This is a genomic window from Marinobacter pelagius (assembly GCF_003315345.1).
GTDB classification, from domain to species: domain Bacteria; phylum Pseudomonadota; class Gammaproteobacteria; order Pseudomonadales; family Oleiphilaceae; genus Marinobacter; species Marinobacter pelagius_A.
Genome location: NZ_QNRO01000001.1, coordinates 1 through 15006 on the forward strand (window position 1 = coordinate 1; position 15006 = coordinate 15006).

General features: G+C 59.2%; 16 protein-coding genes, 1 rRNA gene and 1 other RNA gene. 15 read left to right on the forward strand and 3 right to left on the reverse strand.

Annotated elements, in window-relative coordinates; translation table 11 throughout:
• From rrf to DET50_RS00065, 13 genes are all read left to right on the forward strand, one after another.
• Nucleotides 1–89, forward strand: a 5S ribosomal RNA gene (rrf, locus tag DET50_RS00005); the annotation flags it as partial.
• 116 nt (nt 90–205) lie between these two features.
• Nucleotides 206–1756 carry a 2-isopropylmalate synthase gene (locus tag DET50_RS00010; protein WP_113860867.1) on the forward strand — a complete coding sequence of 517 codons (1551 nt, stop codon included), beginning with the start codon at nt 206–208 and terminating at the stop codon, nt 1754–1756.
• Between the two features lie 15 nt (nt 1757–1771).
• Nucleotides 1772–2581, forward strand: a complete 810-nt coding sequence (locus tag DET50_RS19335; RefSeq protein WP_147252187.1) for a 2-isopropylmalate synthase — start codon at nt 1772–1774, stop codon at nt 2579–2581.
• 5 nt (nt 2582–2586) lie between these two features.
• A complete protein-coding gene (gene rimI, locus DET50_RS00020; protein WP_113861235.1) occupies nt 2587–3075 on the forward strand; it encodes a ribosomal protein S18-alanine N-acetyltransferase in 489 nt (162 codons plus the stop codon).
• Between the two features lie 87 nt (nt 3076–3162).
• On the forward strand, nt 3163–4743 hold the full coding sequence (gene prfC / locus DET50_RS00025) for a peptide chain release factor 3 (RefSeq protein ID WP_113860869.1): 1581 nt from the start codon (nt 3163–3165) through the stop codon (nt 4741–4743).
• Nucleotides 4744–4766: 23 nt separating this feature from the next.
• Nucleotides 4767–5552, forward strand: a complete 786-nt coding sequence (locus DET50_RS00030; protein ID WP_113860870.1) for a TatD family hydrolase — start codon at nt 4767–4769, stop codon at nt 5550–5552.
• A gap of 204 nt (nt 5553–5756) precedes the next feature.
• Entirely contained in the window at nt 5757–6185 is a 429-nt protein-coding gene (gene rplM, locus DET50_RS00035; protein WP_008937175.1) for a 50S ribosomal protein L13, read from the forward strand.
• A gap of 12 nt (nt 6186–6197) precedes the next feature.
• The gene (rpsI, locus tag DET50_RS00040; protein WP_092005367.1) at nt 6198–6590 is read left to right on the forward strand and encodes a 30S ribosomal protein S9; all 393 of its coding nucleotides are present in this window, start codon (nt 6198–6200) and stop codon (nt 6588–6590) included.
• Nucleotides 6591–6833: 243 nt separating this feature from the next.
• On the forward strand, nt 6834–7427 hold the full coding sequence (gene petA / locus DET50_RS00045; protein WP_113860871.1) for a ubiquinol-cytochrome c reductase iron-sulfur subunit: 594 nt from the start codon (nt 6834–6836) through the stop codon (nt 7425–7427).
• Nucleotides 7427–8659, forward strand: coding sequence for a cytochrome b (locus tag DET50_RS00050; protein ID WP_113860872.1), 1233 nt, complete (start codon nt 7427–7429; stop codon nt 8657–8659). The genes petA and DET50_RS00050 overlap by 1 nt, the downstream gene beginning before the upstream one ends.
• Nucleotides 8659–9414, forward strand: a complete 756-nt coding sequence (locus DET50_RS00055; RefSeq protein WP_113860873.1) for a cytochrome c1 — start codon at nt 8659–8661, stop codon at nt 9412–9414. The genes DET50_RS00050 and DET50_RS00055 overlap by 1 nt, the downstream gene beginning before the upstream one ends.
• A 109-nt stretch (nt 9415–9523) precedes the next feature.
• Nucleotides 9524–10153: a glutathione S-transferase N-terminal domain-containing protein gene (locus tag DET50_RS00060; RefSeq protein WP_092005355.1), complete on the forward strand. Its 630-nt coding sequence runs from the start codon at nt 9524–9526 to the stop codon at nt 10151–10153.
• Between the two features lie 58 nt (nt 10154–10211).
• On the forward strand, nt 10212–10625 hold the full coding sequence (locus DET50_RS00065; protein ID WP_113861236.1) for a ClpXP protease specificity-enhancing factor: 414 nt from the start codon (nt 10212–10214) through the stop codon (nt 10623–10625).
• 48 nt (nt 10626–10673) lie between these two features.
• Here the strand turns inward: DET50_RS00065 and DET50_RS00070 are convergent, their stop codons facing one another.
• Genes DET50_RS00070 through DET50_RS00080 form a run of 3 tightly spaced genes read right to left on the reverse strand, consistent with a single transcriptional unit; the run spans nt 10674 to nt 13545 of the window.
• The gene (locus DET50_RS00070; RefSeq protein WP_113860874.1) at nt 10674–11264 is read right to left on the reverse strand and encodes a D-sedoheptulose-7-phosphate isomerase; all 591 of its coding nucleotides are present in this window, start codon (nt 11262–11264) and stop codon (nt 10674–10676) included.
• An 8-nt stretch (nt 11265–11272) separates the two neighbouring features.
• The gene (locus tag DET50_RS00075; protein ID WP_113860875.1) at nt 11273–11638 is read right to left on the reverse strand and encodes a YraN family protein; all 366 of its coding nucleotides are present in this window, start codon (nt 11636–11638) and stop codon (nt 11273–11275) included.
• A gap of 20 nt (nt 11639–11658) precedes the next feature.
• On the reverse strand, nt 11659–13545 hold the full coding sequence (locus DET50_RS00080; protein ID WP_113860876.1) for a penicillin-binding protein activator: 1887 nt from the start codon (nt 13543–13545) through the stop codon (nt 11659–11661).
• 157 nt (nt 13546–13702) lie between these two features.
• Here DET50_RS00080 and rsmI point away from each other — a divergent pair, with 157 nt between their 5' ends.
• Both rsmI and rnpB read left to right on the forward strand, forming a co-directional pair.
• Nucleotides 13703–14575 (forward strand): 16S rRNA (cytidine(1402)-2'-O)-methyltransferase, encoded by an 873-nt coding sequence (rsmI, locus tag DET50_RS00085; protein WP_258546026.1) that lies wholly within the window; start codon nt 13703–13705, stop codon nt 14573–14575.
• A gap of 54 nt (nt 14576–14629) precedes the next feature.
• An RNA gene (gene rnpB, locus DET50_RS00090) (RNase P RNA component class A) lies at nt 14630–14979 on the forward strand.
• Nucleotides 14980–15006: the final 27 nt, after the last annotated feature.

Here is a 15006-nt window from a genome sequence, read left to right on the forward strand (position 1 = left end):
ACCTGATCCCATCCCGAACTCAGAAGTGAAACAGACCTGCGCCGATGGTAGTGTGGCGTTGCCCATGTGAGAGTAGGTCATCGTCAGGCTCCTAATACCAAAACCCCCAGCGGCTTCGCCGTTGGGGGTTTTTTATTTCCGGTTCGGGAGAAGTGATATACTCACTCCCAAAACCACACCAAAGTTTCTGACGGGAGCCCTGCCAATGGCCGCAACTGATCATCTGGTCATTTTTGATACCACCCTCCGTGACGGCGAACAGAGCCCGGGCGCGACCATGAATAAGGCGGAAAAACTCCGCATTGCGAAGGCCCTCGAGAAACTGCGTGTTGATGTCATCGAGGCGGGTTTTGCGATCGCCAGTCAGGGCGACTTCGATGCCGTGAAGCAGATTGCCGAGAACATCAGGGAATCCACGGTTTGCAGTCTGGCGCGTGCGCTCGACAATGATATTGATCGGGCTGCAGAAGCCATCCGGCCTGCCGAGCGTGGCCGAATCCATACCTTCATTGCCACCTCTCCGATTCACATGAAGCACAAGCTCCAGATGGAGCCGGACGAAGTCGTGGAGCAGGCGGTACGAGCCGTGAAGCGTGCTCGCAGCCACGTAGATGACGTCGAGTTCTCCTGCGAGGATGCCGGACGTTCAGAGCTGGATTTCCTGTGCCGCATTATCGAGGCCGCCATCGATGCCGGCGCTCGTACCATCAATATTCCCGATACCGTGGGGTATGCGATCCCGGAACAGTTCGGTGAAACCATCCACCAGATCATGAACAGGGTACCGAACGCGGACAAGGCGATCTTCTCGGTGCACTGCCATAACGATCTGGGCCTGGCCGTCGCCAATTCCCTGGCCGCGGTAACCCGTGGTGCTCGTCAGGTGGAATGCACCATCAACGGCCTTGGTGAGCGCGCCGGCAACGCCGCTCTTGAAGAGATCGTTATGGCGGTTCGTACCCGTCAGGACCTGTTCAATATCGATACCAGGATTGATACCCAGCATATCGTCCCCGCATCCCGACTGGTCTCCACCATCACCGGTTTCCCGGTTCAGCCGAACAAGGCCATCGTGGGTGCGAATGCCTTCGCCCATGAGTCCGGTATTCACCAGGACGGTGTTCTCAAGCATCGGGAAACCTATGAAATCATGCGGGCCCAGGATGTAGGGTGGCACACTAATAGCCTGGTGCTGGGCAAGCACTCCGGTCGCAACGCGTTCCGTACCCGACTGCTGGAGCTGGGTATCCAGTTCGAGACCGAGACCGAGCTGAACGAAGCCTTTACCCGGTTCAAGGCCCTGGCCGACCTCAAACATGAAATCTTCGATGAGGATCTGCAGGCTATTGCCAGCGATACCCGTCAGAAGGAAGAGGAAGGCCCCTATGGACTGGTCTGCATGCAGGTGTGTTCCGAAACCGGCGTAGTGCCGACGGCCAGTCTGACCCTTACGGTGGAAGGAAAGGAGCACAAGGTAGAGGCCGAGGGCAGTGGTCCGGTGGATGCCACCTTCAAGGCGATCGAGTCCCTGGTGGATTCCGGCTGTAACCTTCAGCTGTATTCGGTCAACGCCATCACCAGTGGTACGGATGCCCAGGGCGAAGTGACCGTGCGCCTGGAGCGGGGCGGCCGCATCGTCAATGGTGTCGGTGCGGATACCGATATCATCATTGCCTCGGCCAAGGCCTATATCGAAGCGCTGAACCTGATCAGCCGGGGTGGTATCCGTCAGCATCCGCAAGTGGCGGATGTATAAGCCGCGGGTAGTGTGATGATCCATACCGAAGCAGAGCGTCAGTTCTACCTGGGAGTGGCCGGTGTAAGCCTCTGGTACGCCCGGTCACCTCTGCCTGGTGCCGCCCCGAGTCCGGCGTTTGAATTCCCGGAGGAAGTCACGTCTTCCCCTGAGGAACTCCCCGCTGCGACTGAGCCGAGAGCGCAAATCGCCCCAGGGGTATCCAGGAAGGCTTCCGGGAAGAGTGCGAAGCCTGCCCGGGCAGTCAATCTCCAGTCGCTGATGGAGGCATCAACGCCAGAATCCTCCGGTGCCAGCGCGACACCTCCAGCCACCCGCCCTGAAGCACTGTCAGTGCAGGAAGCTGCGACCACGGGGAATGACACCCGCCGGTCCACCGGTGAGTCCGAAGCCGCGCCATTCCGGCAAAAGTTGAATCTCCGGTTGTGGGTTGGTGGCCGGTTTGTGCTGGTAACAGATCTGTCCGGCGAGGCGAGCTTGCGTCTGCAGGAGACCCTGGCGGGCAATATCCTAAAGAGCGTTGGTGATCAGGAAGCCCGGGAACTCGGCCCGGTTCTGTGGCCGGTATTCAATAATCCGCTGATTCCGGGAAATCGTCTGGCGGATCTGATCGATGTGCTCAGGGGCGTGCTTGAGCCGGTCGAAGCTCAGCAGGTGATTCTCCTGGGCGTTCCGGATTCCGGCGATCAATCCGGGGTAGAGCACTGGTTTGCCCAGGCCCTCGGGCGGAAGCCGGAACTGGTTTTCCCCCATACTTTGGCGGAACTCGCCGGGAATCCCGAGCTGAAGAAGAAGCTCTGGCAGCTTCTCAAGCCGTTTGCCTGATGCCCATGAATAATCGACCAGCGTTCGCAGGTGCGGACAGGCCTGCTCTCGAAATTCGGGCCCTGTCCCATTCCGATCTTTCCCGGGTGCTGGAAATCGAACGCCAGGGCTATTCCCATCCCTGGAGCGAAGCGGTCTTCCTGGACTGCTTCAAGGACAATTATCGCCTGTGGGCGCTTTGCAAAGAGGATTCTCTTCTCGGATACGCGGTGGTTGCGTATCTGGTGGATGAGGCCCACTTGCTGAACCTGTGCGTGCACCCGGACAGCCGGGGTTGCGGCGCGGGGCGCTACTTGCTCGAGCACCTGGTGGGCCAGGCCGGGGACGATGGCATGGTCCAGGTCCTGCTCGAGGTCCGGGTGACCAATCGTGCTGCCGAACAGCTCTATACCAGCGCCGGGTTCGAAGAGATCGGGCTGCGCCCCGGCTACTATCCGGCTGCCCAGGGCCGGGAGGACGCCAGGGTCATGACTCTCCCGCTGGAGAGTAAGTGATCACCGCGGTGCTGTTCACGGGGTGGGCCCTTACGGCTTATAATACCGGGTTTTCAAAATCCTCCGATTCCGAGCTCTAATTACACTATGTCGAATCTTTCCCAGGAAGTGGCCAAGCGCCGTACTTTCGCCATTATTTCTCACCCGGACGCCGGTAAGACCACCATCACCGAGAAGGTGCTGCTGTTCGGGCAGGCGCTCCAGAAAGCCGGTACGGTCAAGGGCAAGAAATCCGGTCAGCACGCCAAGTCCGACTGGATGGAGATGGAGAAGGAGCGGGGCATTTCGGTGACCACTTCCGTGATGCAGTTCCCGTATGGAGGCAAACTGGTCAACCTGCTGGACACCCCGGGTCACGAGGATTTCTCGGAGGATACCTACCGTACCCTGACCGCTGTGGACTCCTGCCTGATGGTGATCGACAGCGCCAAGGGTGTCGAGGAACGGACCATAAAGCTCATGGAGGTCACCCGCTTACGGGATACGCCGATCCTGACCTTCATGAACAAGCTCGATCGCGATACCCGGGACCCGGTGGAGCTGATGGACGAAGTGGAGGAGGTTCTCAAGATTGCCTGCGCGCCGGTGACCTGGCCGATCGGCATGGGCAAGAACTTCAAGGGTGTGTATCACCTGCTGCGCGACGAGGTGGTGCTGTACCAGTCGGGGCAGGGCCATACCATCCAGGAGAAGCGCATCATCAAGGGCCTCGACAACCCTGAGCTGGATGAAGCGATCGGTGCCTATGCGTCCGATCTCCGGGACGAGATCGAACTGGTCAAGGGCGCATCCCACGAATTCGACCAGGAGGCCTTCCTGGCCGGTGAGCTGACTCCGGTGTTCTTCGGTACCGCCCTGGGTAACTTCGGCGTTGATCACATGCTGGACGGTCTGGTGGAGTGGGCGCCGGAGCCCCAGCCGCGGGAGACGGACCAGCGTCTGGTCGAGCCCACCGAGGACGGCTTTTCCGGTTTTGTTTTCAAGATCCAGGCCAACATGGATCCCCAACATCGGGACCGGATCGCCTTCCTGCGCATTGTCTCCGGCAAGTACGCCCAGGGGATGAAGGCTCGTCATGTCCGCATTGGCAAGGATGTCCGCTTTTCCGATGCCCTGACCTTCATGGCCGGCGACCGGGAGCATGCCGAAGAGGCCTTTGCCGGGGATATCATCGGCCTGCATAACCACGGCACCATCCAGCTGGGTGATACCTTCACCGCTGGCGAGGACATGAAGTTTACCGGCATCCCGAACTTCGCCCCGGAGCTGTTCCGGCGCATCCGGCTCAAGGACCCCCTTAAGGCCAAGCAGTTGCAGAAGGGCCTGATCCAGTTGTCCGAAGAGGGCGCGGTCCAGGTATTCCGGCCGCTGAAGAGCAACGACCTGATCGTGGGTGCGGTTGGTGTGCTCCAGTTCGATGTGGTGGTGGCTCGCCTGAAGAGCGAATACAAGGTGGATGCAGTCTATGAGCCCATCAACGTGGCCACGGCCCGGTGGGTCGGCTGCGATGACGAGCGTAAGCTGGATGAGTTCGAGCGCAAGAACAACGACTATCTTGCCCTTGATGGCAGTGACCGCCTGGCCTACATCGCGCCGACCATGGTCAACCTGAACCTGGCCCAGGAGCGTTACCCGGATATCCGGTTCCAGAAAACCCGGGAACACTGAATCGGTGCCGGGCGGAGGTGAGCATGAGAATGATCGACGCCCATTGCCACTTTGATTTTCCCCGTTTCGACGGTCAGCGAGCGCAAGTGCTGGGCGAGGCCCGGGCAGTCGGCGTTCTGGGTGTCGTGATCCCCGGGGTTCGCAAGGCGGACTGGTCAAGGGTCCGGGAGGTTGCCTGCGCTCACACGGGCCTGTGGTACTGCCTGGGGATTCATCCCTGGTTTGTGCAGGAGCACAGCGAAGGAGATCTCCAGGCCCTTGAGGATCAGTTGGCGGAGCGGCCTGAGCGTTGTGTCGGTCTCGGTGAATGCGGTCTGGATCGCCTGCACGGAGCGCTGGATGAGCAGCAGCCCTGGTTCGAGCGTCAGGTGGCCATAGCCGCGAGGCTGGATCTTCCCCTGATTATCCACTCGGTAAAGACCCATGATGAGGTCCATGCCACCCTCCGCCGGGCCAACTGGTCGGGGCGGGCGCTGATCCACGGCTTTTCAGGCAGCTTCCAGCAGGCCGCCAAGCTGGTGGATGTGGGCTGTTACATCGGCATTGGCGGATTGATCACCCATGATCCCGCCCGCAAGACCTGGGACACGGTCGCGCGGCTGCCGCTGGATTGCCTGGTGCTGGAAACGGACGCGCCGGATATGTCACCGGCGGGTGTGGGGCCCGGGCAGAACTCACCGGTCTATCTGCCGCGGATACTCGAGACGCTGGCGACTCTCCGGGGCGTGAGTGCGTCAGAAATTGCGCCGGAATTACTCGCCAATGCCTGTTCGCTCTATGGCTGGACCGGCGGCGATCTGCCAGAATAAGGGAATAGCGAAACAAGGCGGGTCGGGGTTGGTTTTCCCTGTGGGTTCGAGTATACTTCGCGCCCTGGCTTTTCAAGGCGATGTCACTATCTCAGCCCCGAATGGTGTCACTGCCAACATTACAGGTATGAACCTCCTCCGGATGCCTTGCATTTACCGGTGGTGGTTTTTAACGTTTCTTTTATAGCGTTCAAGGCGGAATCAATGAAGACTCTGAGTGCGAAACCAGAAACAGTAAAACGTGACTGGTACGTTGTAGACGCAGCCGGCAAGACGCTGGGTCGTCTGTCAACCGAAATCGCCCGTCGTCTGCGGGGCAAGCATAAGCCTGAGTATACCCCTCACGTGGACACTGGCGACTACATCGTTGTAATCAATGCCAGCCAGGTGCAGGTTACCGGCAAAAAGGCATCTGCAAAGATGTACTACAGCCACACCGGCTTTCCGGGTGGAATCAAGTCCATCAATTTCGAGAAGCTGGTAGACAAGGCTCCCGAGCAAATCATCCAGAAGTCTGTCAAAGGCATGCTTCCGAAAGGCCCGCTCGGCCGTGCCATGTTCAAGAAGCTGAAAGTCTACGCCGGCGCTGAGCATCCCCATGCAGCCCAGCAGCCCAAAGAACTCGACATTTAACGGAAGGCGGATATGTCTGTAGCACAAAATTACGGTACTGGTCGCCGCAAGAACTCCACGGCTCGCGTCTTTATCAAGCCGGGTAGCGGTAACATCACTATCAACGGTCGCACCATCGAGCAGTTCTTCGGTCGTGAGACTCTGCGCATGATCGTTCGTCAGCCGCTGGTGGTTGCCGAGTCTACCGATCGTTTCGACATTAACATCACCGTCAAGGGTGGTGGTACCAGTGGCCAGGCCGGCGCTATTCGCCACGGTCTGACCCGTGCCCTGATGGACTACGACGAGACTCTGCGCCCGGCACTGCGCAAGGCGGGTTACGTTACCCGTGACGCACGTGAAGTCGAGCGTAAGAAGGTTGGTCTGCGCAAGGCGCGTAAGCGTCCGCAGTTCTCCAAGCGTTAATTCTGCTTGCGGAATGCGAAAAAACCCGGTCCTCTCTGGCCGGGTTTTTTTTGTGTCCCAGCGACTTGCCAACAAATTGATCTGGAACAGGGAAGCACCGCGCGAGGCGCCTTTCCGACTTGTAAGCCCATGGCAATTTCATTACCATTTGGGCGCTTATATTTTTGGGTTGTGAAGTCCTTTAAGATGCACATTGCCGGCTTTTGGGCGGGCTGTGACATCGCCTGATGGGAGAAAACCATAATGAGTAATGGCGACGTGAGCCAAGGCCGGCGCCGGTTTCTGATCGGCGCTACGTCCGTGGTGGGTGGAGTCGGCGTCGTCGGTGCAGCAGTTCCTTTCGTGGCATCCTGGAATCCCAGTGCCAAGGCGGAAGCAGCGGGTGCACCGGTAACCGTCAATATCAGCAAGATTGAACCAGGCCAGCAGATCACCGTTGAGTGGCGCGGTAAGCCGGTCTGGATCATCCGCCGCACTCCGGAAATGCTGGAGAATATCGAGAAGCTGAACGACGTGGTGAAGGATCCGCAGTCGGAAGCTCCCCAACAGCCCCCCTACATCGACGGTATCTACCGGGCCCTCAAGCCCGAGTTTGCCGTGCTGGTTGGCCTCTGCACACACTTGGGATGTGTCCCTTCCTATCGTCCTGAAGTGGCCCCCGCTGATCTCGGTGAGAGCTGGCTCGGTGGCCTCTTCTGTCCGTGCCACGGCTCCCGCTACGACCTGGCTGGCCGGGTTTATGAAGCGCAGCCTGCGCCCCTGAACCTCGAAGTGCCGCCGTATCGGTTCGATGACGAGTCGACTCTCACCGTTGGTCTTGATCCGGAGGCAGCGTAATGCAGAAACTCATTCAGTGGGTAGACGACCGTCTCCCGATCGTTGATGCCTGGAACAAACACCTGGCCAAGTATTACGCGCCGAAAAACTTCAACGTGTGGTACTTCTTTGGCTCCCTGGCCATGCTTGTACTGGTCAACCAGCTGGTGACCGGTATCTGGCTGACCATGAGCTACAACCCCTCCGCCGAGGGAGCCTTTGCGTCCGTTGAGTACATCATGCGTGATGTGGAGTGGGGCTGGCTGCTCCGCTATCTACACTCGACCGGTGCTTCGGCCTTCTTCATCGTGGTTTACCTCCACATGTTCCGCGGTCTGATGTACGGCTCGTACCAGAAGCCCCGTGAGCTGATCTGGATCTTCGGGATGCTGATCTACCTGGTGCTGATGGCCGAAGCCTTCATGGGCTACCTGCTGCCCTGGGGCCAGATGTCCTACTGGGGTGCCCAGGTTATCGTTAACCTGTTCGGTGCCATTCCGGTGATCGGTGAAGACCTGTCCCTGTGGATTCGTGGTGACTACCTGATTTCCGGTATTACCCTGAACCGTTTCTTCGCCCTGCACGTGGTTGCACTGCCGATCGTTCTGCTGGGCCTGGTGGTGCTGCACATCCTGGCGCTGCACGAGGTTGGTTCCAACAACCCGGATGGTATTGATATCAAGAAGAACAAGGACGAGAACGGCATCCCGAAAGACGGTATCCCGTTCCACCCGTACTACAGCGTTCACGACCTGCTAGGCGTGGCCGTGTTCTTCTTCATCTTCTTCATTGTGGTGTTCTTCTTCCCGGAGATGGGTGGGCTGTTCCTCGAAAAACCGAATTTCGAACCGGCGAACCCCTTGAAGACGCCTGCTCACATCGCACCGGTCTGGTATTTCACACCGTTCTACGCGATGCTGCGTGCAGTCACCATCGACCTGTTCGGCCTGCCGGCCAAGTTCTGGGGTGTGGTCGTGATGGGTGGTGCTATCGCTATCCTGTTTGTGCTGCCCTGGCTTGACCGCAGTCCGGTCCGGTCCATCCGCTACAAGGGCTGGTTGAGCAAGATTGCCCTGGCGATCTTTGCTGTCAGCTTCGTGATCCTGGGCTACCTCGGCCTGGTTCCGGCAACAGAAGGTCGCACCATGGTCGCGCAGATCCTGACCGTGCTGTACTTCCTGTACTTCATTCTGATGCCGTTCTATACGCGCATGGAGAAAACCAAGCCAGTACCAGAGAGGGTGACAGGGTAATGAGAAAGCTGATTTTTGGTCTCGTTTTCGCAGTCCTGCCGGCTCTCGGGCTGGCAGCCGGCGGCGCAGTTCCGCTCGACCATATCGAGACGGATCACACCAACAAGGAATCCCTGCAGCGGGGGGTGACCCTGTTCACGAACTACTGCATGGGTTGCCACTCCATGGAATACGCCCGTTACAAGCGTGTGGCCGATGACCTTGGTATTCCTCAGGAGCTGTATGAGGAGAACCTGATCTTCACCGGCGCCAAGATTGGCGAGCTGATGAAGAACTCCATGAGCAAGGATATGGCGGCGGGCTGGTTTGGTGCACCGCCACCCGATCTGACTCTGGAAACCCGCCTGCGTGGTGAATCCTGGGTCTATTCCTATCTGCGTGGTTTCTACAAGGATGAGAGTCGCCCGCTGGGTGTGAATAACGTCGTCTTCCCGAATGTGGGTATGCCCCATGTGATGGTGGAGCTGCAGGGTCTGTGTGCCGTTCACCCGAATGTCGGGGTTGAAGCCTCCGTTGAACCGCTCAGCGGCAACATCAACAACGGCGATCTCTGTCCGCAGTACGCAAGCGAAGGTTCCATGACCGAGGCGGAATTCAACCAGGCCATGTACGACCTGACCAACTTCATGTCCTATATGGCAGACCCGGTCCGGGTTGAGCGTGAGCGCCTGGGTATCTTCGTTCTGATCTTCGTGGCGATCTTCTTCGTCTTCGCGTACCTGCTCAATCGTGAGTACTGGAAGGACGTACACTGAGAAATAGGGTATAATCCCGTTTCCTGAATTCCAGCGGGCTCTTTAGGGCCCGCTGGATTTTTGCGTTTCTTCAGGGTTATTTCGGTTTGTTTACTCGTGAGGTAGTTCTATGGGCGTTGTGACCAAGCGGTCATCAATGACGTTTTTCTCTGATCCGGCCAGTCATTACAGTCACCGGGTGCGTATTGTCCTGGCAGAGAAGGGCGTTACCGTTGATATAGTGGATGTGGACCCGGACAATCCGCCGGCGGAACTGGCCGACCTGAATCCGTACAACGCCCTGCCGACGCTGGTGGATCGGGATCTGGTGCTCTACGAGCCCAATATCATGATGGAGTACCTGGACGAGCGCTTCCCGCACCCGCCTTTACTGCCGGTCTATCCGGTGGCGCGGGCCAATAGTCGTCTGATGATCCATCGGATCCAGAAAGACTGGTGTGGCCTGGTGGACCAGATCCTGGCTCAGCCCAATGCCAAGGCATCCGAGGTTGCCCGTAAGGAACTCCGTGAGAGCTTGCTCGCAACCGCGCCGCTGTTCGGCGAGATGCCGTTCTTCCTCTCCGAGGAGTTCACCATCGTCGATTGCTGTATTGCTCCGATCCTCTGGCGCCTGCCGGCGCTGGGTATCGAGCTGAATGAAAAGCAGGCGAAACCGATCCAGAAATACATGGACAGCATCTTCGCCCGTGAAGGCTTCAAGGCAAGCCTGTCTGATCTGGAAGAAGATATTCGCAGCTGATTTTCGGCAAACCCGGTTAACGGGGCAGGAGTAGGTAGTGCCTGACAACAAGATCGCCATGACATCCAGTCGGCCGTACCTGGTGCGGGCCTTTAACGAATGGATTCTGGACAATGACTGTACGCCCTATATTGTCGTGGACGCGGGTGTTCAGGGAGTCCAGGTACCGACAGAACATGTGGCCAATGGCCAGATTGTGCTGAACATCAGCCCTGGAGCAGTTCGGGGCCTGGTTATCGGTAATGGCGCACTGGAGTTCAGTGCCCGCTTCGGCGGCGTTCCGATGCAGGTCTTTATTCCGCTTCAGGCGGTGATGGCTATCTACGCCAAGGAAAATGGCGAGGGCATGGTGTTCGGTAGTGAGCCGGGCACCCCGGATCCGGACGGTCCCGGTGACAAGGACGATGGGCGCTCGCAAGGCGGCCCGGATGAGCGTCCGTCAGGCAGGCCAACCCTGAAAGTGGTTAAGTGAATCGACTCTTCCGTTCTATCCGAAAAGCCAGCGCAAGCTGGCTTTTTTTTATCCTCCGAAAAGCTTGGCGTCCACCAGCCGGCAAAGCGTGTTGATAATCATAAGAAGCAGCGGCGTTGCCTCCGCCGGATCGAGATTGTTCAGGGCAATCTCGTGGTCTTCGGGGTGAAGCAGAGACGTGATGTCGGATTTTTCCCGGGCACTGAGTACCACCACCTGCATTTCCCGGTCGTGGGCAGCCTGTATCGCCTGGATCAGGTTGGCCTTGTGGCCATCATCCACCACCACGAACAGAAGATCCCCGGGCTTTCCGATGGCGCGAACCTGTCGTGAAAAGGTGTCATTGAAGCGGTTATCCCGGCAAATGGCAGAGTAGGTGGTGGCATCCGCTCCCAGGTTGATCGCGGGCAGTGCCGGCCGGTCCTGTTCCAGGCGGTTCAGCAGGGCGGTACAGAAATACTGGGCCAGGATATTGGCATTGCCATTGGCGCAGGTAATCAGCTTGCCATCCTGCAACAGGGTGCTGACAAAGGCATCGGCGGCGGGCTCGATCTGGGGCGCTACCGTGGTTGCGGCCTGGGCCGTATGTTCCATGTGCGTGGCGAACCACTGGCTGATTTGCTGTTCGGTTGTGTCCATTGCGTTTCTTACTCTGCCTGGATGGCGTTCCTGATCCATTGTACCCGGTATTTGCTGGTGGTCCCCGGCACAATGCCTATTACATCAATCCTGCTGCAGGCGTTCCATAGGCCATGTCGGTGCAGATAAAAGGAAACCGCCCTGAGCAGCTTGCGCTGTTTGCCGTAGGTGATTGAGCCCGCCGGATCGGTCAGGCTGCCCTCGCCGCGGAAGCGGACTTCAAAGAACACCAGGGTGTCACCCTCCCGGCCGATCAGGTCGATTTCTCCGCCCCGGCTGTAGACATTCCTCTCGATAATCGTGACTCCGCGGCTTTGCAGATACCGTGCGGCGACACCCTCGTAGTGGTTGCCCAGTGCTCGTTTGCCATCCATGGCGAAGGTTTTCCCCTGGTTCAGATTGTCCCGGGTTGAGGCGCGTCCTCGCCGTCAGGGTTTCGGGTCGTAGCCTGCTCATCTTCGGAAGGCTGCAGCTCAGACAGGAGTTCCGGTGAGCCGTTTCTGAACCGGGCCCATAGCTGGCGCCGGTGGATACTGCCCTGGCGGGTCATGGTCAGAACGCCGGTCTGGCCGTCAATGGAGGCGGAATCCAGCTGGCGCAGCAGGGGCAGGCGCTTGCTCAGTTGCCAGGCATCCGCGCCCATGGCAAACAGTCTGCCCAGCTGGCCCAGGGTTCCATTGAGGTGTTCGCGGGCCTGGTTCCGCAGCTCGTTATCCTCGCCCAGTACCCAGGGGATGTCGGTGAAAATGACATCGTTAAGATCGCGATCACGGGTAGGGTTGGGACTGCCGCCATAGACGATCGAAGGTGAATACACTGGCAGGTCGCCACCGAAGTAAAAGGCAAACAGTGGTTTGAACTGGCGGGCGATCGTGGGCTCGGCCACCATCACGATGGCATCCGCATCCTGGCGTCGACGGGCTTCGAATTCCACGTCGATACCAATGGTGCGCTCAACCTGGATAGCGCGGTTTCGGGACACCGTGATCCCAAGCAGGTCTGCCGTCACCGTGCGCAGGTTGTCTTCCGGGAAGAACCGTTCGATATCAAGGACGACACCATTGCGCTCCTGCAGCTGGTTAAGCAGTGCGCGCTCCACCCGGTCGCCCCACTCGCCCTGGGGAATCAGGACCAATACATGGTCAAGGTCTTGATCCACCAGGCGATCCGCAATCTGCCGGGCCTCGTCCTCCGCGGAGAGGCCATACTGGTAGAGGCCGTCCGGCGGCGTGGAGCCCTCGGGAAGATAGTTAAGGCCCAGTGCCGGAACCGGCAGAGTGTTCATGGTGGCAAGTTTTGCGAGCGCTTCTTTCTCGAGGGGGCCAACGATCAGGTCAAAATTGCCGGATGAAAGCTCGTTGTACAGCTTGGCGAAATCTTCACCGGAAGTATTGATGACCCGAATGTCGGTCTCGCTCCGGTCGGCGGACTCGTCCATGTAATAGGCGGAGAGAAAACCGTCTCTGATAGCCTTCCCGGCGCTGGCAAAGGGGCCTTCAAGCGGCAGCGCCAGGGCAATCTTCTCCGGCCGGCTGGTTGCCAGCGTGGCGATCAGCTGCAGCTCCGATGGCGGAACCTGGGCCGCCGGGTGTCCTGGCCAATTGTTCTGCCAGCGACGCACGATGCGCCCCTGCTCGTCCAGGTTGGTGCCCGGTTCCCGGATCAGGGCGGCCAGTTCCAGCCAGCCCTGGCTTTCGTAGCCGATTGCCTTCGCGCTGGCATCGGCCAGCTCCTGGTCTGACAGGGACTGGAGCAGTTGCCAGATTCGATCATGCAGTTGTTGTACGTCGGCCCCGGGGTCGGTCTGCGCCAGCATCATCAGAGTCATTGCCGCGCCCAAGCGGTCGCCGGCGAGCTCATAGGTCCGGGCCTGAAGATCTGCCGCGGTGGCCATCTGATTCGGCGCGTAGCCAATGAATGCGTCCGGAGTGAGTCCTGCCGTGATGGCTTGCGCCCATTTGCTGTCATCGAGAGCGGTCGCGCTGGTCATTGCCAACAGGCGCTTCTCGCCTTCCAGTCCCGGCGCCATCTGGTCCAGCTGGTTGCTTTCAAGTATGGTGCGTGCGTCTTCATGCTTGCCCGCGCTCTGGAAGCGGCTGGCAATTCGCAGCAGGTATTGCTGCGCCATTGTCCGGTTGTCTTCGCCGGCAGCAAGCTCAAGGGCTTCGTTCGGGGTCTGGGCAACGTGGGAGTCCAGATTGACACTGGCGCACCCGGACAACAGCAGGGACGCCGACAGAAAACCGGCCAGAACAGACTGATTGATAGACTTCTTGATCATGACAAGCTTGGCTCACTCCGGATGATTGGGCTTGAGACGCCGCATTAACGGTGGCAAGTTTAACAGCTCCGGGGGCAATTCACATGACCACGCTGTCATGGTCCGACTCCAAAAAAGGCATAGGGTGCAAAGATTGGCTAGAGAAACGGCGGACGCTTTGAAAGAAACCGGGCCGGCAGGTGGTGGGCCGGGCACCCTGTATATTGTGGCAACACCGATCGGCAACCTTGGGGATTTGTCTCCGCGGGCAGAAAAGGTGTTGTCATCGGTGGCGGTCGTTGCTGCCGAGGACACCCGTCATAGCGGTCGATTGTTGCAGCATCTGGGGCTCAGCAAGCCAATGATTGCGTTGCACGAGCATAATGAGCGTGAGCGAGTCGACCGTGTCCTCAAGGAGTTGCAGGCGGGCAAGGACCTGGCGTTGATCTCCGATGCCGGTACGCCGCTGATCTCCGATCCGGGATATGTGGTGGTTCGCGAGGCCAGGGCTGCGGGAATCCGGGTCAGCCCGATCCCTGGCCCCTGTGCTCTGGTGACAGCGCTGAGCGCAGCCGGGCTGCCTACCGACCGTTTCCTTTTTGCCGGTTTCCTGCCGGCAAAACGCACTGGCAGAAAAGCCGCACTGGAAGCTCTCAAGCGAGAGCAGGCGACGCTGGTATTTTACGAGTCACCTCACCGGATTCTGGACACACTGGCCGATCTGGTCTCAGTACTGGGCAGCGAGCGCGAGCTGGTGCTGGGGCGTGAGCTGACCAAAACCTTCGAAACGTTCTACAGTGGTAACGCCGGGGGCGTGCTGGCAGAACTTGAGGCGGACCCCCATGGCAGTAAGGGGGAGTTCGTGATGGTTGTGCGTGGCGCCGAGGTATCAGGCCGGGGTGAAGCGGAGTCCCAGCTGGATGTGGACAAGCTCCTTGAATTGCTTCTGGCCGAGCTGCCGGTAAAGAAGGTGGCAAAGATTGTTGCCGAGCTGACCGGTGGCTCCAAGAACGAGTTGTACCAGCGGGCGCTCGAGCTCAAGGACCGCTGACCGGCCGGGCAGGTTTTCCTTGCATGGCCGGAACGGGCAGAGTATTGTCACGCCCGAGCTCGCCAGACAGTCGCCGCCGGTCCGCCGGGGGAGGAAAGTCCGGGCTCCGCAGGGCAAGGTGCCAGGTAACGCCTGGGCGGCGTGAGCCGACGGAAAGTGCAACAGAAAGTATACCGCCTAAGCGCCTTCGGGCGCCGGTAAGGGTGAAACGGTGCGGTAAGAGCGCACCGCGTGGCTGGCAACAGTCCACGGCGATGGTAAACCCCACCTGGAGCAAGACCAAATAGGAATCCGATGGCGTGGCCCGCGCTGGATTCGGGTAGGTTGCTTGAGGCCTGTGGTGACGCAGGCCCTAGATGAATGACTGTCCAAGACAGAACCCGGCTTATCGGCGAGCTCGCCTTTCCTTTCTGTGAAGTGTGCAATTCTCA